This window comes from Aeromonas sanarellii (assembly GCF_000820085.1).
Classification (GTDB): domain Bacteria; phylum Pseudomonadota; class Gammaproteobacteria; order Enterobacterales; family Aeromonadaceae; genus Aeromonas; species Aeromonas sanarellii.
In genome coordinates, this window is the sequence record NZ_CDBN01000003.1 from 48,809 (window position 1) to 68,888 (window position 20,080).

The 20,080-nt window shown below is 66.2% G+C and carries 18 protein-coding genes; 11 read left to right on the plus strand and 7 right to left on the minus strand.

Going from position 1 to position 20,080, the window contains the following annotated elements:
* Positions 1–64: 64 nt before the first annotated feature.
* A complete protein-coding gene (locus tag BN1132_RS00630; RefSeq protein ID WP_042074139.1) occupies positions 65–1,306 on the plus strand; it encodes an MFS transporter in 1,242 nt (413 codons plus the stop codon).
* Positions 1,307–1,578: 272 nt separating this feature from the next.
* Complete coding sequence (locus BN1132_RS00635; protein ID WP_042074140.1) at positions 1,579–2,400, plus strand: Cof-type HAD-IIB family hydrolase; 822 nt, start codon at positions 1,579–1,581, stop codon at positions 2,398–2,400.
* Positions 2,401–2,437: 37 nt separating this feature from the next.
* On the opposite strand, the gene BN1132_RS00640 is transcribed toward BN1132_RS00635, so the two are convergent.
* Positions 2,438–3,001, minus strand: a complete 564-nt coding sequence (locus BN1132_RS00640; RefSeq protein ID WP_042074142.1) for a DUF2799 domain-containing protein — start codon at positions 2,999–3,001, stop codon at positions 2,438–2,440.
* Positions 3,002–3,201: 200 nt separating this feature from the next.
* Here BN1132_RS00640 and BN1132_RS00645 point away from each other — a divergent pair, with 200 nt between their 5' ends.
* From BN1132_RS00645 to BN1132_RS00655, 3 genes are all read left to right on the plus strand, one after another.
* Entirely contained in the window at positions 3,202–4,041 is an 840-nt protein-coding gene (locus BN1132_RS00645) for an isopenicillin N synthase family dioxygenase (protein WP_042074143.1), read from the plus strand.
* 208 nt (positions 4,042–4,249) lie between these two features.
* A complete protein-coding gene (locus BN1132_RS00650; RefSeq protein WP_042074144.1) occupies positions 4,250–5,563 on the plus strand; it encodes a sodium-dependent transporter in 1,314 nt (437 codons plus the stop codon).
* A 411-nt stretch (positions 5,564–5,974) separates the two neighbouring features.
* Positions 5,975–7,288 (plus strand): sodium-dependent transporter, encoded by a 1,314-nt coding sequence (locus tag BN1132_RS00655; protein ID WP_042074147.1) that lies wholly within the window; start codon positions 5,975–5,977, stop codon positions 7,286–7,288.
* A gap of 28 nt (positions 7,289–7,316) precedes the next feature.
* Here BN1132_RS00655 and BN1132_RS00660 read toward each other — a convergent pair whose 3' ends face one another.
* The 3 genes from BN1132_RS00660 to BN1132_RS00670 form a co-directional block, all read right to left on the minus strand.
* Positions 7,317–8,945: a response regulator gene (locus BN1132_RS00660; RefSeq protein ID WP_042074148.1), complete on the minus strand. Its 1,629-nt coding sequence runs from the start codon at positions 8,943–8,945 to the stop codon at positions 7,317–7,319.
* Between the two features lie 121 nt (positions 8,946–9,066).
* Positions 9,067–9,531, minus strand: a complete 465-nt coding sequence (locus BN1132_RS00665) for a hypothetical protein (protein WP_042074149.1) — start codon at positions 9,529–9,531, stop codon at positions 9,067–9,069.
* A 29-nt stretch (positions 9,532–9,560) separates the two neighbouring features.
* On the minus strand, positions 9,561–10,934 hold the full coding sequence (locus BN1132_RS00670; protein WP_042074151.1) for an aminotransferase-like domain-containing protein: 1,374 nt from the start codon (positions 10,932–10,934) through the stop codon (positions 9,561–9,563).
* 116 nt (positions 10,935–11,050) lie between these two features.
* On the opposite strand from BN1132_RS00670, the gene BN1132_RS00675 reads away from it, so the two are divergent.
* The 4 genes from BN1132_RS00675 to BN1132_RS00690 all read left to right on the plus strand — a co-directional run bounded on the left by BN1132_RS00675 (position 11,051) and on the right by BN1132_RS00690 (position 14,567).
* Entirely contained in the window at positions 11,051–11,647 is a 597-nt protein-coding gene (locus BN1132_RS00675) for a LysE family translocator (protein ID WP_042074153.1), read from the plus strand.
* Between the two features lie 102 nt (positions 11,648–11,749).
* Positions 11,750–12,340: a LysE family translocator gene (locus tag BN1132_RS00680; protein ID WP_042074154.1), complete on the plus strand. Its 591-nt coding sequence runs from the start codon at positions 11,750–11,752 to the stop codon at positions 12,338–12,340.
* 81 nt (positions 12,341–12,421) lie between these two features.
* Positions 12,422–13,114, plus strand: coding sequence for an aspartate/glutamate racemase family protein (locus BN1132_RS00685; protein WP_042074155.1), 693 nt, complete (start codon positions 12,422–12,424; stop codon positions 13,112–13,114).
* A gap of 238 nt (positions 13,115–13,352) precedes the next feature.
* Positions 13,353–14,567 carry an aldose 1-epimerase family protein gene (locus tag BN1132_RS00690; protein ID WP_042074156.1) on the plus strand — a complete coding sequence of 405 codons (1,215 nt, stop codon included), beginning with the start codon at positions 13,353–13,355 and terminating at the stop codon, positions 14,565–14,567.
* 60 nt (positions 14,568–14,627) lie between these two features.
* Here BN1132_RS00690 and BN1132_RS00695 read toward each other — a convergent pair whose 3' ends face one another.
* Positions 14,628–16,418, minus strand: a complete 1,791-nt coding sequence (locus BN1132_RS00695; RefSeq protein WP_042074158.1) for an AMP-dependent synthetase/ligase — start codon at positions 16,416–16,418, stop codon at positions 14,628–14,630.
* Positions 16,419–16,598: 180 nt separating this feature from the next.
* Here BN1132_RS00695 and BN1132_RS00700 point away from each other — a divergent pair, with 180 nt between their 5' ends.
* The gene (locus tag BN1132_RS00700) at positions 16,599–17,141 is read left to right on the plus strand and encodes a thioredoxin domain-containing protein (RefSeq protein ID WP_042074159.1); all 543 of its coding nucleotides are present in this window, start codon (positions 16,599–16,601) and stop codon (positions 17,139–17,141) included.
* A gap of 100 nt (positions 17,142–17,241) precedes the next feature.
* On the opposite strand, the gene rimI is transcribed toward BN1132_RS00700, so the two are convergent.
* Positions 17,242–17,691 carry a ribosomal protein S18-alanine N-acetyltransferase gene (gene rimI / locus BN1132_RS00705; protein WP_042074172.1) on the minus strand — a complete coding sequence of 150 codons (450 nt, stop codon included), beginning with the start codon at positions 17,689–17,691 and terminating at the stop codon, positions 17,242–17,244.
* Positions 17,692–17,778: 87 nt separating this feature from the next.
* Entirely contained in the window at positions 17,779–18,213 is a 435-nt protein-coding gene (locus BN1132_RS00710; protein ID WP_042074161.1) for a hypothetical protein, read from the minus strand.
* Positions 18,214–18,426: 213 nt separating this feature from the next.
* Between BN1132_RS00710 and BN1132_RS00715 the strand changes: the two genes are divergently transcribed.
* Complete coding sequence (locus BN1132_RS00715) at positions 18,427–20,034, plus strand: ATPase RavA domain-containing protein (protein ID WP_042074162.1); 1,608 nt, start codon at positions 18,427–18,429, stop codon at positions 20,032–20,034.
* Positions 20,035–20,080 lie beyond the last annotated feature (46 nt).

The following is a 20,080-nucleotide window of genomic DNA, read 5'->3' on the forward strand; positions in this document are numbered from 1 at the left end:
CTTTACTTAATCTGGTTTGATTGCCAACATAAATAAACCAATGACTTTATTTAATGGGGCAGACATGGAAGGGATCAAGGGGCAGGCCAGCCTGTGGGTATTGGTGATGACGGTGACGCTGGCGGTGGCGGGCTTCAGCCTGCCATCCCCGGTGCTGGCGCCGCTGTTGCTGGATCCGGCCCAGGGCATGCTGACGCTGGAAGCGTCGGACTGGAGCCGCAAGGTGTGGCTGGGGGTCATTATGGGGCTCTATCCGCTGTTTCAACTGGTAGGTGCCCCCTGGCTCGGCAAGCTCTCCGATCGCCATGGCCGCAAGCCGGTGCTGACCCTCTGTCTGGTGGGCGTGCTGGTGGGCTATGCCCTGATGGCGCTGGGGATCGCCTGGCGATCCTTGCCGCTGCTGTTGCTGAGCCGGGTGGTGGAGGGCTTCTTCAACGGTGACATCGCCATCGTGCAGGCCATGGCGGCCGACATGAGTACCGCCAAAACCAAGGCGCGCAGCTTCGCCTGGATCAACATCGGCATGAATCTGGGCTGGGTGGTGGGCCCCATGATCGGCGGCTATGCCGCCGTGGTGTCCGGCGATTACAGCCTGGCGGCCTGGCTGGCGGTGGCCATGACCCTGGTCAACCTGCTGCTGGTGCTCTGGCTGCTGCCCAATCGGCCGGCAGTGGCCCGCAGTGAGCAGCCGGCACCTGCCCTCTCTTCCCGCCAGCTGCTGCTGCAACCGGCGCTGCTGCCCTACTTCGTGCTGACCCTGCTCAGCTACGGCGCGGTGCAGCTCTACTTCACCTACTTCAACGTCTGGCTGGTGGAGCGGCTGGCCTGGGATCCGGTGCAGCTGGCGCAGGCCGCCGTAATGGTGAGCGTGCCCATGATACTGGGATCCTGGCTGGGCTCCCGCCTGGCTCGCCATTGGCGCGGCAGCAGTCTGGGGGTGGTCGGTCATCTGGTGATGGCGGCGGGCATGCTGATGTTCGTACTGCCCGGCCACTGGTGGGGGCTGGCACTCACCTTTATTCCCGCCGGCATCGGCATGAGTCTGGGGGAGCTGGCAACCTCGGTGGCGGTCTCCAACCGCAGCCATGCCGAGCAGCAGGGGCAGGCGATGGGGCTCTATCGCGGGCTGGCGGTGGGCAGCGAGATCCTGGCGGTGGTGGTCGGCAGTCTGGTGCTGCTGGCGGGCACCGAGTGGCCCTTCTATCTGGCGGCGCTGTGCAGCCTGCTCTGTGCTGTCGGCTTTTATGGCCTGCGCCGGGCGGCAGATCGGCGGCAGCGGCTCGACGTCCAGGTGGAAGCCGGCTGACGGGATCACAGAACGACGCGGAGGGGGCAACCGGCACTTGCATCGTGGCGCCGACTCTGGGACGGTATGGCTCTTTGCTTCGCTTGCCCGTTCGCTCGGTGCTCCCCGCTATGCTCAGCCTTTGGCGGTGGCATGAATCGTTATTTGAACGCGGGTTGGTATGGCGCCGTATTCGTTTCGACATGTTGGCGGTGACATGAGTCGTTATCAGGCCATGGCGTTGAAAGCGGGTTGGTATGGCGCCGCATTCGTTTCGACATTCTGGAGGTGATATGAGTCGTTTTCAGGCCATTGCGTTGGATATGGATGGCACCCTGCTGACCCGGGATCACAAGATCTCGTCCGCCACCCGGGCGGTCCTGGCCGAGGCCCGGGCCCAGGGCATCAAGGTGCTGCTGGTGACGGGTCGCCACTTCATGACGGCCCGTCCCTTCCACCACGCACTGGCCCTCGATACCCCCATCATCTGCAGCAACGGCGCCTACCTCTATGATCCGGGGCAGGATCGGATCCTTGCCGGGGATCCCCTGGCGGTAGCGCCGCTCACCGCCCTGCTGGCCGAGGTGCAGGCCCAGCAGATGGGGGCGCTCTTCCATCTGGGGGGCGGCATTGGCTACCTTGGCTGCGAGGAGCACGTGGGCCGGATGCGGCGCTGGTCGGCGAGCCAGCCGGACCACCTCAAGGTCTCCCTGCTGCCGGCCGAGGATCTCGGCGCCTGGCTGCAAGCCCCCATCTGGAAGCTGGAGCTGTTCAACCAGGATCCTGGCCGGTTGCACCGTTTCGTGGGGGAGGTGGTGGAGACGCTGCCCTTCACCCGTGATTGGGCGGCGCCCTATGCGGTGGAGCTGGTGCAGCCCGGTTGCAGCAAGGGCAACCGGCTGGCCCAGTGGGCGGAGAGCGAGGGGATCGCCATGGAGAAGGTGGTGGCGTTTGGCGACAACAACAACGACATCAGCATGTTCGAGCAGGTGGGGCTGGCGGTGGCCATGGGCAACGCGGCGCCCCAGATCCAGGCCCATGCGGACCGGGTCACCGCGGATCACAACGAAGACGGCATCGCCCTGGCGCTGCAGCGCTGGATCCTGACCGCCTGAGCGGCAGCAGAAAGGGGCCAGACCGGCCCCTTTTCTGTCAGCTCCCGAAGGAGAACTGGAGCACCCGGTCCGGGAAGCGGATCCGGTTGTACTCCCGGCGCACCCCCTCGTAGTGGCGGATGGCGCGCTCGCGCTGGGCCCGGTAGTAGTCCCGCTGCTTGCTGTCGTTCTCGCTGCGGATCTGCTGGTCGAGCTGATAGATGTCCCGCTCGGTGCGCTCCAGCTCCTGCTGCAGTTCTCCGAGGCGCTGCTCCAGCAGGTACTCCTGGCGGCCGCGCTCGAACTGGGTGAGGAAGCTGGTGTCGTTGGGGCAGACCCCCAGGTATTCGTGCCCCTCCCGTCCCTTGCTGTAGGCAAGCTCGGGAATGCAGTAGAGTTCCAGCCCCTTGGCGTAGCCCCGCTGCCACTCGTCTTCGTCCACCCTGAGACCGTACTCACCGCAGGTCTGCTTGTAGTCACGGGTGGCGGTCCGGGTCTTGCCCTGCTCCCCGTCCTGATAACCCAGGTTGTACCAGCTCATGGTGCGGCACTCCTCCTCAGACAGGGAACTGCACCCGGCGAGCAGCAAGGGGAGGGTCAACAGCAGGATCTTGGGGAACATGAAGGGGCTCCGACAGGGAAGATGGAGGGGCATTCTAGAAGAGGAGGCCTGCCCTGGACAAGCACCGGGCGAGGTGCCTGCGTCATGATGTTTTTATCAGTATTTTCAAGCCGTTGCAGACGGGCTTCCGGCAGCCTTTTCATGCCGGGGGAGGCAGGGTAAACTGCGCCTACTTTTAACTGGCACGTAACAAAAAAACAATGAAAGTCCTGACCGTCGATTATCGCTCCCCCGATGCGGCCGAGCGCTTCACCGAGTCCCTGCGCACCACCGGCTTCGGGGTGCTGACCCATCACCCCATCCCGAAAGAGCTGGTGCAGTCGATCTATGAGAACTGGTACCGCTTCTTCCTGAGCGAGCAGAAGCACGACTTCCTGTTCAATCGCGAGACCCAGGACGGTTACTTCCCGCCGTCTGTCTCCGAAGTCGCCAAGGGCCATAGCCAGAAGGACATCAAGGAGTACTTCCACATCTACCCCTGGGGCCAGATGCCGGCCGAGCTGAAAGCGCAGGCGATGGAGTACTACCGCCTCGCCAACGATCTCGCCGCCGAGCTGCTGGGCTGGGTGGAGCAATACACCCCGAGCGACATCGCTGCCCGCTACAGCTGCCCGCTCTCCTCCATGATCGAAGAGAGCCAGAAGACCCTGCTGCGGGTGCTGCACTACCCGCCCTTCGACGGCACCGAGGAGCCGGGGGCCATCCGCGCCGCCGCCCACGAAGACATCAACCTGCTGACCATACTGCCCGCCGCCAACGAGCCGGGCCTGCAGGTGAAGGGCTCGGACGGGGAGTGGATGGACGTGCCCTGCGACTTCGGCACCCTGATCATCAACATAGGTGACATGCTGCAGGAGGCCTCCCGCGGCTACTACCCCTCCACCACCCACCGCGTCATCAACCCGACCGGCGGCAGCGCCGCCAAGTCCCGCATCTCCCTGCCGCTCTTCCTGCACCCGCGCCCGGATGTGGTGCTCTCCGAGCGCCACACCGCCCACAGCTATCTGATGGAGCGGCTGCGGGAGCTGGGGGTCATCTAGTCCCGCCAGACCCAGGCAGACAACAAACCGGAGCATACCCGCTCCGGTTTTTCTTTATTAGCACTATTGTGTGGTAATTCGAATATTATTAGCGAATGCTGCCAATAAAGTGGTTTTATGCCGGATATACGACGAGTGATTGCGGAGCCCAAGGGGTAATCTGAGCGCCTTTCGGGCCCCGTGGGCGGGCCCCTCGTTTGGAGTTCCCATGAAGCAGTCCCAATGGTCATCCCGGCTCGGTTACATCCTGGCCGCCGCGGGTTCCGCGGTCGGTCTCGGCGCCATCTGGAAGTTCCCCTATGTGACCGCCGCCAACGGCGGCGGCGCCTTCCTGCTGGTGTTTCTGCTGTTCAGCTTCACCCTGGGGGTGGCGGTGCTGATGGGGGAGACCCTGATCGGCAGCCTGACCCGGCGCGGGGTGGTGGGAGCCTTCGGTGAGTTGATGGGCAGACGCTGGCGCTGGGTCGGCGCCATGGGGCTCTTGTGCAGCCTGCTCATCTACAGCTTCTACAGCGTGGTGGGGGGCTGGACCCTGGGCTACACCGGCATGGCCCTGGCGGGCAGTCTGCAGCACGGCGACGGGGCGGCGCTCACCGCCCGTTTCAACGACTACGTCGGCGATCCGCTCTGGCCGGTGCTGACCCACCTGCTGTTCGCCGGCCTCACCTGGTGGTTCGTGCAAGGAGGCGTGCAGCAGGGGGTGGAGCGCACCCTGCGCTGGATGATGCCGGCACTCTTCATCATGATCCTGCTGCTGGTGGCCTTCGGGCTGACCCTGCCGGGCGCCATGGCCGGGGTGCGCCACTTCCTGATGCCGGACTTCGGCAAGCTCGGCATGTCCGGTGTGCTGGACGCCCTGGGGTTGGCCTTCTTCTCCCTCTCCATTGGCCTGGGCATCCACACCACCTATGGCGCCTACCTGGTCTCCAGCGAGGGGGTGGGCCGCTCCAGCCTCTGGGTGGTGTTGCTGGCAAGCCTCATCGCCGTGCTGGCGGGGCTGATGATCTTCCCCGTGCTGGCGGCGACCGGCATCGATCCCGCCTCCGGCCCGGGTCTCACCTTCATGACCATGCCGGCGGTGTTCCAGCAGCTGCCGTTCGGCCAGGGGCTGGCGGTGGTGTTCTTCGCTCTGCTGGTGGTGGCGGCGCTGTCGTCTTCCATCTCCCTGCTGGAGCATCTGCAATGTTTCCTGTGCGAGAGCCTGGGCTGGTCGCGGCGTGCGGCGTGCAACCTCATCACCGCCCTGGTGATGGCGGGAGGCATCCCGGTCAGCCTGTCGTTCGGCCCCTGGGCGAGCATCACCCTGTTTGGCAAGAACATCTTCGAGCTGCTGGATTTTGTCACCTCCAACCTGATGATGCCCCTGTTCGGTCTGGCCCTCACCCTGCTGCTTGGCTGGCAGCTCGGTCGCCGGGCGCTGCCCGCCGGACTGGCGCCGCACTGGCGCACCCTGCTGATGGGCTGCTGGCGCTGGCTGGCACCCCTGCTCATCGGCGGCATCCTGGTGCGGGGCCTGGTGTAGGCCGGGGCGGGTGGCGGGTCCTCAGGTCCGCCACGGACCATGATGTGGGGTCGGCAGGATTGACTCTGCATCAAAACCTGTAATATCCAACAATTCGAAATATTTATCCGCAGATGCGTGTTTCTGTTTGGTTATATTCTGTTTTGGAGGATATTCATGACTAGTGTCTGTCAACTTCTCTTGCCATGGTTTAGGCTGTGGCCCCTTTTCCCCGTGCAGGCGACGCCGTTTCATGTCACCCCTCATCGCCCTCTTTGGCCGATTTTTCCGCTCGCAAGAGAGGTGACCTTGCACGTGCCGTTTGTCTGACAGTTCATTGCAAAGGTCGCCACCAGGCGGCCTTTTTTATTGCGACGCCGCGCGCGTCCAGCCATGGAGTATCGATCTGATGTTGTCTTGCCCGGAGGTTGTATGAGCCAGGTTCAGTGGTCTTCCCGTCTCGGTCATGTGCTGGCAGCCGCCGGCTCGGCCATCGGCCTTGGTGCCATCTGGAAGTTTCCCTATGTGACCGCCACCAATGGCGGCGGTGCCTTCCTGCTGGTGTTCCTGCTGTTCAGCTTCACCCTGGGGGTGGCGGTGCTGGTGGGAGAGACCCTGCTCGGCAGCCGCAGCCAGCGCGGCGTGCTCGGTGCCTTCCACAGGCTGGTGGGACCGAACTGGCGCTGGATGGGCTACATGGGGATCCTGTGCGGCTTCTTCATCTACAGCTTCTACAGCGTGGTGGGGGGCTGGACCGTGGGCTATGCGGCCCTGGCCCTCGGCGGTGAGCTGAACCTCGGCGAGGGGAGCGCCCTCACCGCCCTGTTCAACGGCTATGTGAGCGACCCCCTCTGGCCTGTCCTCACCCATCTCGTCTTCGCCGGGCTCACCTGGTGGTTCGTGCAGGGCGGGTTGCAGCAGGGGGTGGAGCGGGCGCTGCGCTGGATGATGCCGGCCCTGTTCGTGATGATGCTGCTGCTGGTGGTGACCGGGCTCTCCATGCCGGGCTCCCTGGCCGGGGTGCGCCAGTTCCTGCTGCCCGATTTCTCCCATCTGACCGGGCAGGGGGTGCTGGACGCCCTGGGGCTGGCGTTCTTCTCCCTCTCCATCGGCCTGGGGGTCCACACCACCTATGGCGCCTATCTGCCCAATAGCGACGGTGCGCTGCGCTCCGGGGTCTGGGTGGTGACCCTGGCGAGCCTGATCTCGGTGCTGGCGGGGCTGATGATCTTCCCGGTGCTGGCGTCCACGGGGATTGACCCGACCGCCGGGCCTGGGCTCACCTTCATGACCATGCCGGCGGTGTTCCATCACCTGCCGTTCGGCCAGGTGCTGGCCGTGGTCTTCTTCCTGCTGCTGCTGGTGGCGGCGCTCTCCTCCTCCATCTCCATGCTGGAGCACCTGGTGCGCTTTACCACCGAGGAGTGGGGCTGGTCGCGCCGCAGTGCCTGCCGGGTGCTGACCCTGCTCATCATGGCCTGCGGCATCCCGGTGAGCCTGTCGTTCGGCCCCTGGGCCGAGTACACCCTGTTTGGCAAGACCCTGTTCGATCTGCTGGACTACCTCACCTCCAACCTGATGATGCCCCTGTTCGGCCTGGTGCTGACCCTGCTGCTGGGATGGCGGCTCGGCGACAGCATGGTGCCGGCGGATCTCTCGCCGCTGATGCGCCGCTGCCTGCTCTGGTGCTGGCGGCTGGTGGCGCCGCTGCTGATCGCGGGGATCCTGGTGCGGGGCCTGTTCTGACCTCCTGCCGGGGCGGTTTGGACCGCCCCTATTGGGCTGGGAGTGGCGGCAGCCTGGGAGCCAGGTGGCTTCTGATCCGCCGCAGCGTCTCCCGGTAGGCCTCGGCATGCTGTCCCTGGAAGGCGGCACTGTGGTCGAGGCGCCGCTCCAGCCTGTCCACCAGCTGCGCCACCGCCGGGGCGGCCATGCCGGTCGGCCAGCAGTGGGTCAGCAGCGTCAGCAACTGCCAGGCATCCCCCGCCTGGGCCGGAAATGTCTCCTGCAGCGTCAGCGCGCACTGCACGGCGAGCTGGTGCTGGCCTGCGGTCATCGCCCGCTGCCGCTCCTGGCGCAGCTGGCTCAGGCGCTGCTCGCGCAGTTCCAGCTGGCCCTGGAGATCGCCGACCACCCGCTGGATCAGCCGCTGCAGCTGCGGGCTCTGCGCCACCGGGCCCTGATACTGGCCGAGCCGGGCCAGGTAACGCTGGGCATGCTGGGGCAGGCCGCAGAACTGGCTCACGGCAAAGCCGAGCAGCTGGTTGAGGTGGTTGTCCCGCGCCGCTTCCGGTGGATGCTTGGCCAGCAGCATCAGGGCGTCGTCGAAGCGGTAGTCCAGCGCCAGCATCAGGGCGCGCATCAGGGCCTCCTCGTGGGCCCTCAGGGTGACCGCCTGCCGGCCGAGATCCTCGAGGGCCTGCTGCAGCCCATGGACCCTGGCCTCGACCGGGGGATGCCAGAGCACCGCCAGAGTGGCATCCAGAACGCAGTGCTCGATGGACTGATGAAACTTCTGCCTGGGGAAGAAGCGCAGGCCGACGGCGGTGGCCTGGGCCAGTACCTGGGCTTCGTCTCTTCGCAGCAGGGCCAGCAGAATGGCCGTCTGGCGCCATTCAGGTTGCCAGGGGCAGCGTTGCAGCAAGCCTGACAACAGGGCCCAGGCCGGTTCCCACTGCCCCTGATGCAGCAGGCAGGCGAGGGTGAGCTCCTGATGAATGACGGGGGGCAACCGTGCCTGGTTGCGGTCCAGATCCTTGTGGGCACTCTCCACCCGGTCCAGCCCGAGCAGGGCGTGGATCAACCCAGTGCGCGGCCACCAGGCGTCGTGTTCCGTGGTGCACATGGCGTAGTGCTGGGTCGCCTGGACGAGCTCCCCGGCCTGCAGCAGCATGTAGCCCTTGACCCTGTCCATCTGGGGCCCCAGCGCCTTGTTCCTGGCGTGCCGGTAAAGCAGATCCTCGCACTGGGCGCAGGCGCTGCGCCACTCCCTGAGAGCCATGGGCGTGGCCAGGGGGCGCGTCACCGCGGTCAGTACCAGCAGCGCTTGCAGGCTGTGCGCCAGCTGCTCCGTGGTGAAGGGGACGGCCAGGCGCAGCGGGAAATAGAGGTCGGAGGGGGGGTACTGGCCCGTCTCCTCGTCATGGTCCAGCAGCAGGAGCACGCAACCCGGCGCGAGCAGCCCCAGGTGGTGGGCCTCCTGCAGCAGGCGAACCCCTTCGCGGGCCTGGTGGTGATACTGGCGACAGAGAATGGCATCGAACGATTGCTGACGCAGCAGGGCGGGCAGGGCCGAGATCTCTTTGCAATGGTGCAGTCTGGAGGGGGCCATCCCCTGGTCGCTCAGCCCCTGGGTGAGGGCCGAGATCATCATGGCATCGTCTTCGATCAGGAGGATCTGCATCCTTGACGCTCCTTCGCCGGTTCGGGGGCGGGGTGCCCGAGCCAATGGTTCACCGGTCTGGCTCCACTGTCGTCCGGGCGGAGGCCGGGGTCAATCCCCCAGCTGGATCGGCGAGCCGATCTTACTGCAGGCCCGGGCCCTTGGCCGAGAAGGGGCAGTCGGCCTGCCGGATGAGGCGGCTGTCCCGGTGACCCTCCCCCTGCCAGACGAGCTCGAGCTGGCCCAGTCGCCCGAGCCGGCGCAGCTCGAATTCATAGCGCAGGCAGGGGTTGTCGGTGGGCAGGCTGGCCATGCCGGCCGGCAGGCGGTAGTCGTAGCGCAGCAGGGGGCCGTCCTGCAGCCGGCTCTGCACGGGCACCAGCCCTTCCGCCGTCGGGGCGGGGGACTTGAGGTGGCGGCGCAGGGTCACAGGCGCATCTATGGCCTTCTGGTAGTGAAGCCCGTTCATGGCCGCCAGCTCCTCTTCCAGCCGCGTCAGCTCCCCCTCCAGCCCGCTCAGGGCTGCACCCAGCTGTTGATGGGCGGGAGAGGCGCAGCCTCCCAGCAGCAGGGTCGAGAGCAGCAGGGCGGAACGGATGGCAGACATGGGAGCTCCTTGGGGGCCTGGGCCGATGACTATAGCAGGGGATTGGTGGGCGGCGCGGCGCGCAGCAGGCCGGCGAGTCGCTCCAGCCCCTCGGCGACGCGGGCGTCGGTGGCGGGCTGGCTCAGGCTCAGACGCACCCCTTGCGGGGCGGCAAACTGGCCGGCGGCGAAGTGTTCCCCGCTCGCGACCCCGACGTCAAGGGCGTTGGCCGCCTCCGCGAACTCCTGGCTGCGCCAGGGCTCGGGCAGCGGCAGCCAGGCGTGCATGGAGCCCGGCTGCCAGCGGGCGCCCGGCAGCAGGTGGCGCAAGAGCTCCCCCCGACGCGCCAGGATCCGTCTCTGCTGCTCGATGAGCGGCATGATCTGGCGCTGGCTCACCAGCTTGCAGGCCAGCTCGATGAGCAGCGGACTCACCATCCAGCTCGACAGTCGCATCGCCTGGGCGAAGCCGTTGCGAAGGGCTGGCGGCGCCAAGACGAAGCCGACCCTCAGGCCGCCGCAGGCGATCTTGGCCAGGCTGCCCAGGTAGATGACCCGCTCCGGCGCCAGGTTGACCAGGGGCGGGAGTGCGCTCTCGGGCAGCAGGCCGTTGACGTCATCCTCGACGATCAACAGATCGTGGCGGCGGGCGATGGCGATGATGGCCTCGCGCCGCGCCAGGCTCATGGTGGCCGTGGTGGGGTTCTGCAGGGTGGGGGTGAGGTAGAGCAGCTTGGCCCGGCGGGTGCGGCAGGCCGCCTCCAGCGCCTCGGGCAGCAGCCCCTCCTCGTCCATCGCCAGCCCCACTACCTGGTTCTTGAGCTGGCGCGCGTTGCCCAGCATGCCGGGATAGCTCAGCCCCTCGCACAGCAGGGTCTCCCCCACGCAGCCGGTGGCCAGCAGGGCCAACAGGATGCCGTGCTGGGCGCCGTGGCTGAACAGCAGGCGATCCTCGCTGCCCTCTATGCCCTGCTCGGCGAGCCAGTCGACGAACAGCTGGCGCTGCGAGGCGCGCCCCGCCTCCTTGTCGTAGCCGAGCAGACCGTTGAGATCCCCCTGTGCCAGTTCGGTGAGCAGGGGCCTGACGATGGCCCCCCTGTCCAGCTGGACCGGCAGGTTCTGCCACAGCTCGATGCGGTGATCGTCCTCGTTGCGGATCACCCACTCGTTGGCGGGATCCGTCGCCCCCCTGACCCAGGTGCCATGCCCCACCCTGGCCGCCAGCAGGCCGCGCCGCTCGGCCTCGGCGTAGGCGCGGGTGACTGTGCCCACAGTCACCCCCAGCCGGTCTGCCAGGGCCCTGTGGGTCGGCAGCCGGGTCTCGGGGGGCAGGGCACCACAGGCGATGGCCTGCTCGATGGCCTTGACCAGCTTGAGATAGAGGGGCCCCTCGAAGAGGCTGAGGTCGGGTGTCCAGATTGTCATGGTGACAATAAATCCATTGATCCAAGTTTGTCCGCAATATAGCGTGAATATCAACCTTTGAACAACCGGAAAACTCACATTGTATCGATACAATGTGACAAGAAAGGAGTCTCCCCATGACCATCGAATGGTATGCCACCCTGTTTGGCTTCGCCCTGCTCACCTGCGGCACCCCGGGCCCCAACAATCTCATGTTGACGGCGTCCGGCGCCAACTTCGGGGTGCGCCGCACCCTGCCACACCTGCTCGGGGTGACGGTGGGCCAGCCCGTGCTGCAACTGGTGCTGGCGCTGGGCTTCTATCCGCTGTTCGAACGCTGGCCCCTGCTCAAGCTGAGCCTGCAGGTGCTGGGCAGCCTCTATCTGCTGTGGCTGGCCTGGCGCATCGCGGTGGCCGGTGCCCCCGGGGATCCCGCCAGCCGTGCCCGCCCCCTGACCCTGCTGGAGGGGCTGGGCTTCCAGTTCCTCAATCCCAAGGCGTGGATGATGGGGATCTCCGCCATCAGCCTGTTCAGCCTGCCGGGGAGCGACTACTGGCCGAGCCTGTGGGGCATCATGTCGGTCTTCCCCATGGCGGGGCTGCCGGTCTGCTTCGCCTGGGTGCTGTTCGGCCATCAGCTCAGCCGCTGGATCAACTCGGACAAGGGGTGGCGCCGCCTCAATGGCAGCTTGGGGGCGCTCACCGCCCTGTGCGTGGTGATGCTCTGGTATTAATGGCCGCCTGATTATTCATGCAAAGAAAATGCATTGCCGGCCTTGTCGTCCTGGCGCCGGCTCTGCATATTAGGAGGCTTGCCGTATCCGAACGAGGTTGAGATGGATCTGAACTGGTTGCTCCCCCTGGCGGGCTTTGCCCTCATCACCTGTGGCACGCCGGGCCCCAACAACATGCTGCTGACCAGCGCCGGGGCCGCCCAGGGTTTTCGCCGCTCCGTTCCCCTGCTGGTGGGGGTGGTGGGGGGCATCAACCTGATGATCCTGGCCATGGCCCTGGGGCTCGGGGTGGTGTTCGAGAAGGTGCCGCTGCTGCACGACGGGCTCAAGCTCGTCGGCTCGGCCTACCTGCTCTGGCTGGCCTGGAAGGTGGCCAACGCCAGCGGTCCGGCGGAGGGAAACCGGCCGCTGATCCCGGCCCATCAGGGGGCCATGCTGCAACTGCTCAACCCCAAGGCCTGGATGATGGCGCTCTCCGCCATCAGCGGCTTCACCCTGGCGGGGGAGGCTTACTGGCCGTCCGCTGGCTGGGTGCTCGGCATCTTCTTCGTGACCGGCCTCTATACCGGGGCCTTCTGGGTGCTGTTCGGTGCCCAGGTGCGCCGCCTCATCCGCACCGCCAGGGGCTGGCGTCGCTTCAATCTGGGCATGGGGTTCGCCACCGCGGCCTGCGTGCTGATGATCTGGGTTTAGGCATAGGCCTGAGCCTTTACCGGCTGTCTTGTTGGCCCTTCGGGGCCTTTTTTGTTTCACCTGAGCTGGCAAGGAGGTGCCATGAAATGTATCGGTCTGCTGGGTGGCATGAGCTGGGAGTCCACCGTCAGCTATTACCAGGCCCTCAACCGGGGCGTGCGCGAGCGGCTCGGCGGCCTGCACTCGGCGCGGGTACTGCTGAGCAGCGTCGACTTCGCCGAGATTGAGCGGCTGCAGCACGCCGGCGACTGGCCCGCCACCGCCCGCCTGCTGGCGGCCGAGGCCAGGGCCGTCCAGGCCGGTGGCGCCGATTTCCTGCTGATCGGCACCAACACCATGCACAAGGTGGCGCCGGAGATCGAGGCCGCCATCGACATCCCCCTGCTCCACATCGCCGATGCCACGGCGCGCCGCCTCCAGGCAGACGGGGTGACCCGGGTCGGCCTGCTCGGCACCCGCTTCACCATGGAGCAGGCGTTTTACAAGGGGCGGCTCCAGGAGCGCTTCGGGCTGGAGGTGCTGGTGCCTGGTGACGCTGCGCGGGAGCGGGTGCACCGCATCATCTATGACGAGCTCTGTCTCGGCGACATTCGCGAGTCGTCGCAGGCCGAGTATCTGGCCATCATCGCCGATCTGGCAGAGGCCGGTGCCCAGGCGGTGATCCTGGGTTGCACCGAGATCGCCCTGCTGGTGGGGGCGTGCCAGGCCGCCGTGCCGCTCTACGACACCACCGCCATCCACGCCGAAGCCGCCGTGGCGCTGGCGCTCTCGTGAATCTGATGCGGGCGGGGTGAGGGGGAGCGGCCCCTCTCGGCTCCCCGCCGGCGTGCCTGGTTTTTCCCTCCGCATAACTGTGAGTCAGCCTTCATTTCAGCAGGGTAGGGGGCGCTTTTATTGTCAATCGGCTCACATTTCCTCCTTTTGTCTCTTGAGTCCGGCACGTCGGCCGCCTAGTTTCTCGATCACTGAAACGATTCAGCTTCACAAAAACAAGAGACACGAGGATACATCCATGTTGAAGAAACTCTCCCTTGCCGTGCTGCTCGCCCTGGGTACCACCGCGGGTCACGCCGCCGAATTCCTGCTGACCGATTCCCAGCAAGGGCTGGACGTGGGCGACTGGAAGATCACCAGCGAGAAGCTCGGCATCAAGAGCCCGGTTCCCTTCACCATCGAGAAGAAGCGCCTGCACGGCGGCCGCCAGGAGGGGGTGGATCTGCTCATCGTCGACAACGGCGTCATGAAGATCACCCTGGTGCCGACCCGCGGCATGGGGATCCAGGAGGTCAAGGCGGCGGATCTGCGCCTCGGCTGGGATTCGCCGGTCAAGGAGGTGGTCAACCCGGCCTTCATCGATCTCGAGAGCCGTGGCGGGCTCGGCTGGCTCGACGGCTTCAACGAGATGCTGGTGCGCTGCGGCTACGAGTGGACGGGTCACCCCGGGGTGGATGACGACGGCCGCCTCAAGAGCCTGCACGGCCGGGTGCAGAACATTCCCGCCTCCGTGGTCAGCGTGACCGTGGACGAGGCGCCGCCCTACGCCATCCACGTGCGGGGCCGGGTGGACGAGCGCACCTTCAAGATGAGCGAGCTGGTCACCTGGACCCAGCTCAGCGTAGTGCCCGGTCAGGGGGAGTTTGCCCTGCAGGACAAGCTGACCAACCACGCGGACTACGAGAACGAGTACCAGATCATCTACCACGGCAACTTCGGGGCCCCCATCCTGGAGGAGGGCGCGCGCGTCAGCACGCCGGTGAAGCAGATCTCCCCGTTCAACGACTACGCCAAGGCCGGGCTCAAGAGCTGGCAAACCTACCTGGGGCCCACCAAGGGCTTCGACGAGATGGTGTTCAACCTGGTGCCCTACGGCGATGCCGACGGCAACACCCTGGCGGTGCTGAACAACAAGGCCGGCAACGCCGGGGTGGCGGTGGGCTACAACACCAGGCAGTTGCCGGTGCTCACGCTCTGGAAGAACACAGACACCAGGGCCCAGGGCTATGTGACCGGCATCGAGCCCGGCACCAGCTATGCCTACAGCACCAAGTACCAGCGCCCGCTGGGGCTGGTCCCCAAGATCCAGCCGGGGGAGACCAAGACCTTCGATCTGACCTATCGCCTGCTGCAAAATGCCGACGAGGTGAAGCAGGCCCTGGCCCGGGTGGAGAAGATCCAGGCCGGTCGGGCCACCGAGCTGCGCGAGCAACCCCTGGTCAAGCTGCCATAAGGGGCAGATGCCCAGCAAAAAGCCGCTCCATGAGCGGCTTTTTCATGTCTGGCCCGTCGGTCAGACGTGGCTGTACATGGCTTCTATCTCGCGCTGGTACTTGGCCTCGATGATCTTGCGGCGCAGCTTCATGGTGGGGGTGATCTCCCCGAGCTCCATGGAGAAGGCGCTCGGCAGCAGGGTGAACTTCTTCACCTGCTCGAACTTGGCCAGCTCCTTTTGCAGATCCTGAATGCGAGCCTCGAAGAACTCCATCACCCGGGAGTGGCGCAGCAGCTCGGTCTTGCACTGGTACTGCAGGTTGATGGAGCGGGCGTACTCCTCCAGGGACTCGAAGCAGGGCACGATGAGCGCCGACACGAAGTGGCGGGCATCGGCGACGATGGCGATCTGCTCGATGAAGCGATCCTTGCCCAGGGTCCCTTCCACCAGTTGCGGCGCCACGTACTTGCCGTTGGAGGTCTTCATCAGCTCCTTCAAGCGTTCGGTGAAGTAGATGTTGCCCTCGCCATCCAGCTCGCCTGCATCGCCGGTGCGCAGGAAGCCGTCCTCGGTCATCACCTCGGCGGTGGCCTGCGGCTTGTTGTAGTAGCCGCGCATCACGGTGGGGGCGCGCACCAGCAGTTCGTTGTTCTCGCCGAGTTTCACCTCGATGCCGCTCAGTGCCGTGCCGATGGAGCCCAGCCTGAACCGGGTGTCTTCATAGCAGCAGACGGTGGCGGTGGTCTCGGTCATGCCGTAGCCGTACTTGAGGTTGAGCCCCATGGCCTGGAAGAAGAGGTTCACCTCGTCCGCGAGGCGAGCGCCCGCCACCGGCAGGAAGCGGGTACGGCCGCCGAACCGGGCGCGCAGCTTGCGAAACACCAGGCGCTCGGCAAGCCAGAGCTGGCCGTAGAGCAGGGGAGAAGCGGATTTGCCCGCCTGGCGGGCGGCGACCATCTGCTTGCCGACCCGGGTGGCCCAGCCGAACAGGGCGCGGCGCAGGCGCGGGGCCTGGGCGACCTTCGCCTGGATCATGGCGTAGGCCTTCTCGTAGAGGCGGGGCACGGCGCACATCACGGTGGGCTTCACCTCGCCGATGACATCCATCACCTTCTGCGGGTCGCGAATGTAGACGTTCTCGGCGCCGCAGTAGAGCACGTAGTAGCTCCAGGCGCGCTCGAACACGTGGCTCAGCGGCAGCATGCAGAGGGACACGTCCTGTTCATTCAGGTCGAGGCGGCGGTCATGCATCTCGAAGCAGGCGGCCATGTTGGCGAAGTCGAGCATGACTCCCTTGGGTTCGCCCGTGGTGCCCGAGGTGTAGATCAGGGTCAGCAGGTCGTCCATGCGGTAGTGGCGCTCGCGCTCGCGCAGCACCTGCTCGCTGGGTGGGTGGTTGCCGGAGGCGAGGAAGGTCTGGAAGTGGCTGGCCGAGGCGCAGCCGCGCAGATCGACGGTGCCGTCCAGGGCGACGATGTGGCTTATCTCGCCGCTGTCGATGAGCTGCAGCGCCTGATCGAACTGGGGCTGTTCCCCCACGAACAGCATCCTGATGCCGGCATCCTTGACGATGTAGCGCAGCTGATCGAGGGTGCTGGTGGGGTAGATGGGCACGCTGACGCCACGGGCGGCCAGGATGCCGAGATCTGCCTGGGTCCACTCCGGCATGTTGCGGGCGTAGATGCCGACCATCTCGCCGGACTGGTGGCCGGCGCGGATCAGCCCCTGGGCGCAATAATCCATGGCCTGACCCAGGGTGCGCCAGCCGATGGCGCGCCACTGGCCATCCTGCTGGACGCGCAGGGCGGCCTTGTTGCCAAGGCGGGCAATACGCTCACGTATCACTCTAACCAGATGAAACTGCGACATCTCACTCATCCTCAAGTAACAGTTGTGCGCCCGCAGGGGCACTGAAAACGGGGCTGGAGTTTAAACTCTAAGATTACGGCTTACAAGTGTTCGCCATTTGTCCTGGATCACAAAGTCGTCAACTTGGGGAGAGTCAGGCATGATAAGGGCAAGGGGCGGATTCATTCAGGGAGTAGAGCCATGAATATCGGGATCAAGAGTCTGTTGACCGGCGCCTTGCTGCTGCTGGCGGGGGCCGGTGCCCTCTGGTTTGCGTTGGGCGGAACTGCGGGGCAGGAGAATCCCTGGCTGAGCGGCGCCGAGGGGTACGAGCAGGCGCAGCGGCTGGCGCTGAAGGAGGGATATCCCCTGCTCTATGTGATCGAGCGCGCCAAGTGCCGGCGCTGCAAGGCGCTCGACAACAGGATGTGGCGTGCCCCCGAGATGCAGTCCGCCCTGGCGGGGCTGGCCAAGGTGCGGCTCAACCCGGATGCGGGGGATGGCAGCGAGCATATTCTGCGCCGCTTCCCCAGGGTGGAGACGGCCCCAGGCATCTATGTCCAGCGACCGGGGGAACCCCTGCGCCCCATCAGGGTCGTGCCGGATACCGAGGAGATCTGGATGCCCGGGGTCACCTATGGCCGCGGCTTCTTCATGCCGATCTCGGGCGCCGCCTTCGAGGCCGTGCTGAGGGTGACCCTGAGCCTGGAGGATCCCGCCATCGACAATGCCCCCCTGCCCTGAGGGCGAGTGGGAGTCGGGATGAGGGTAGAAACGACAAGGGGGCGGCATGCCCCCTTATCTGTTGTGGGCGGCCTCTTAGCCTGAGCCGAGCGGCATGGGATCAGCCGAAGTCGAACAGGCGGGACATCAGCACGGCGTCCTCCCGATCCTGGCCGGTGCCGTAGTAGTCGGCGCGGCGGCAATACTCGGCAAACCCCTCGCTCTCGTAGAGGTTGATGGCGGTGCGGTTGCCGGCCCTGACCTCGAGGAACCAGGCCTCGGCCCCGCCGGCCTTGCTGCGAGCCAGGTACTCCTTGAGCAGCGCCCGCCCCAGCCCCTTGCCCTGAAAATCGGGGTGCACGCAGAGGTTCATCAGGGAGCTGTCCCCGGCCACCAGATCCGAGATGTAGAAACCGGCCGGTTGCCCGTCCACCAGCATCAAGCCGTTGAGATAGCGCGGCCCGAAGCAGGAGAGCAGGTTGGCCCGGCTCCAGGGCTCCTGGTGGGCGGCCTGCTCTATGGGGTAGATGGCCTCGAAATCGGATTCGAGCAGGGGGCGGAAGAGGGGCAAAAGGTCAGACATGGTGACTCCGGGCGGGATTCGGGCTTGCGAGGGAGGCCATGGCCGTGCCATGGTCGTTGCGTCAGGGAGCCCGGTTCAACCGGGCTGGCGGTGCCGGCACTGCTGCCACAGGGCGCGCTTGTGTGTCCCGTCGGGCTTGAGCGGGCAGACCAGGGCGTCGGGCCAGCGGGCATCCGGGGCCGTCAGCCAGATCAGGGGCTGCGGTGTCCCCTCTGGCAGCTCGGGGATCCTGGCCAGCAGGGAAACCTCGTCCGTGCCGATGCCGAGCCACTGGCAGAGATCCCCGAGCAGGGCGGGGGAGGGCAGGGTGTCGGCCTGCAGCCACAGCCTGCCGGTCGGCAGCGAGGGGGCCGGATGCCCGTTGTTCGCATCCTGCTCCGGGCGTTCAGCCGTCACCGGCGTCGCCCCTGCCGCCTGACCCGGCAGGGCCTGGCCTCTCTGTTGCCAGAGGGTGATGCCCATCCGGGCCAGAATGCGCTGGCGCAGCGGGTCCAGCAGGGGATCTTGCATGGCGAAGGCTCACTCTTGATCTGCGTTGGGGTAAATTCTGATGCGCAGAGTACACTCTCGCGGGTTTTGCTGCACCCCGGACGTTGCCTTTTCGCCGTGCGGCGATGGCGGATGAACGCCGGTTGGGGCAGAGATGACAGACAATGACGACGGGAGGGGGCCAGAGGCCGGACCCCGAATCCCTATGACCATACCAGCTTCGGAACTGTGCCTATGCCGCCTTTAGCCCAGAATACTGTTCGTGCCACCCCCATCCATGAGCGCCTGCCACGGCTCCTGGCCGCCCTCGGGGAGGGGCTGTATGAGCGCCAGGACGCCCTGCGGCTCGGCCTGCTGGCGGCCCTGTGCGGCGAGAGCGTCTTCCTGCTGGGTCCCCCGGGCATCGCCAAGAGCCTGATCGCCCGCCGGCTCAAGCTGGCGTTTCACGATGCCCGTCACTTCGAATACCTGATGACCCGCTTCAGCACGCCGGAGGAGGTGTTCGGCCCCCTCTCCATCCAGGCGCTCAAGGAGGACGGCAAGTATCTACGGCTCACCGCCGGCTACCTGCCGGAGGCCGAGGTGGTCTTCCTCGACGAGATCTGGAAGGCGGGCCCCGCCATCCTCAACACCCTGCTCACCGCCATCAACGAGCGGCAGTTTCGCAACGGCGACAGCCAGCACCCCATCCCCATGCGGTTGCTGGTCACCGCCTCGAACGAGCTGCCTGCCCCGGACAGCGGGCTGGAGGCGCTCTACGACCGCATGCTGGTGCGGGTCTGGATGGACAGGGTGCAGGAGAAATCCAACTTCCAGGCCATGCTGGCGAGCGATGGCCAGTCCCATCAGAACCTGACCCCCTCGGTGCAGATCCGGGGGGAGGAGTACGCCGCCTGGCAGGAGCAGATAGAGCAGGTACGCCTGCCGGACGCCTGTTTCGAACTCATCTACCAGCTGCGCCAGCAGCTCGACAGCCAGCTCGGGCACGGCTGCTATGTCTCGGATCGGCGCTGGAAGAAGGCCGTCAGGCTCATCAAGGCGAGCGCCTTCTTCAACGGCCGCGACGAGGTGGCCCCGCTGGATCTGCTGCTGTTCAAGGACTGCCTCTGGCACGACGAGGCCTCCCGCACCGCGCTGCTGGAGATGATCGGCGAGTTTTCCCGCCTCTACGGCTACCAGCAGCTGGCGCTGACCCGGCAACTGCTGGCCCTGCGCGAGCGGTTCAAGCAGCTCAAGGGGGCCGTCGCCCAGCGCATCGGCAGCAAGGCGGTCAAGCGTAAGCAGTGGTTCGGTCGCCGCGCCCGCGGCACCGAGCTGCCGCTCGCCAACGCCAGGGCGTTCGGCAAGCAGGTGCACTTCCACCTGCTCACCCCGGCGCCCCTGGACGGCGGCGATCCCGACCGCCTGACCGAGACCCTCACCTTCGATCGCACCCTGCTCTCCCACTGGCACCCCACCGGGGAGGCCCTGGTGGGCTGGCAGCTCGGCAATCCCAAGGAGGGGCACTACGAGTTGGTGCTGGACGAGCAGCTGCGGCTGCACGTGCTGGATATCCAGCGCCAGCCCGTGCCCCTGGTGCTGGTGGAGCGGACCCCCATCCCCGAGGTGGTGATGAGCCCCTGGCTGGCGGAGCTGGAGGAGCTGGCGAGCCAGGTGGTCCGGGTGCAGCAGAGCCTCAAGGGGCAGCGCAGCCTTTTCGATCGCCACCAGCCCCATCTGTTCGTGGGGGACAACTGGCTGCGCCAGGTGGAGGACAGCTTCTTCGTGCTGAACCGGGATCTGGAGCGGCTCGGCACCGAGCTGCAACAGTGGCGGGATCGCCTGCCCAGGCTGGATGCCTGATGGTGTTCGACGTGGCGCTGGCCCCTAACACGAGCCGCCTGCCGTT

Excerpts from the sequence above, each read along its gene's own strand:
- BN1132_RS00630 (WP_042074139.1), top strand. The coding sequence starts at position 65 with ATGGAAGGGATCAAGGGGCAGGCCAGCCTGTGGGTATTGGTGATGACG.
- BN1132_RS00635 (WP_042074140.1), top strand. The coding sequence starts at position 1,579 with ATGAGTCGTTTTCAGGCCATTGCGTTGGATATGGATGGCACCCTGCTG.
- BN1132_RS00640 (WP_042074142.1), bottom strand. The coding sequence starts at position 3,001 with ATGTTCCCCAAGATCCTGCTGTTGACCCTCCCCTTGCTGCTCGCCGGG.
- BN1132_RS00645 (WP_042074143.1), top strand. The coding sequence starts at position 3,202 with ATGAAAGTCCTGACCGTCGATTATCGCTCCCCCGATGCGGCCGAGCGC.
- BN1132_RS00650 (WP_042074144.1), top strand. The coding sequence starts at position 4,250 with ATGAAGCAGTCCCAATGGTCATCCCGGCTCGGTTACATCCTGGCCGCC.
- BN1132_RS00655 (WP_042074147.1), top strand. The coding sequence starts at position 5,975 with ATGAGCCAGGTTCAGTGGTCTTCCCGTCTCGGTCATGTGCTGGCAGCC.
- BN1132_RS00660 (WP_042074148.1), bottom strand. The coding sequence starts at position 8,945 with ATGCAGATCCTCCTGATCGAAGACGATGCCATGATGATCTCGGCCCTC.
- BN1132_RS00665 (WP_042074149.1), bottom strand. The coding sequence starts at position 9,531 with ATGTCTGCCATCCGTTCCGCCCTGCTGCTCTCGACCCTGCTGCTGGGA.
- BN1132_RS00670 (WP_042074151.1), bottom strand. The coding sequence starts at position 10,934 with ATGACAATCTGGACACCCGACCTCAGCCTCTTCGAGGGGCCCCTCTAT.
- BN1132_RS00675 (WP_042074153.1), top strand. The coding sequence starts at position 11,051 with ATGACCATCGAATGGTATGCCACCCTGTTTGGCTTCGCCCTGCTCACC.
- BN1132_RS00680 (WP_042074154.1), top strand. The coding sequence starts at position 11,750 with ATGGATCTGAACTGGTTGCTCCCCCTGGCGGGCTTTGCCCTCATCACC.
- BN1132_RS00685 (WP_042074155.1), top strand. The coding sequence starts at position 12,422 with ATGAAATGTATCGGTCTGCTGGGTGGCATGAGCTGGGAGTCCACCGTC.
- BN1132_RS00690 (WP_042074156.1), top strand. The coding sequence starts at position 13,353 with ATGTTGAAGAAACTCTCCCTTGCCGTGCTGCTCGCCCTGGGTACCACC.
- BN1132_RS00695 (WP_042074158.1), bottom strand. The coding sequence starts at position 16,418 with ATGTCGCAGTTTCATCTGGTTAGAGTGATACGTGAGCGTATTGCCCGC.
- BN1132_RS00700 (WP_042074159.1), top strand. The coding sequence starts at position 16,599 with ATGAATATCGGGATCAAGAGTCTGTTGACCGGCGCCTTGCTGCTGCTG.
- BN1132_RS00710 (WP_042074161.1), bottom strand. The coding sequence starts at position 18,213 with ATGCAAGATCCCCTGCTGGACCCGCTGCGCCAGCGCATTCTGGCCCGG.
- BN1132_RS00715 (WP_042074162.1), top strand. The coding sequence starts at position 18,427 with ATGCCGCCTTTAGCCCAGAATACTGTTCGTGCCACCCCCATCCATGAG.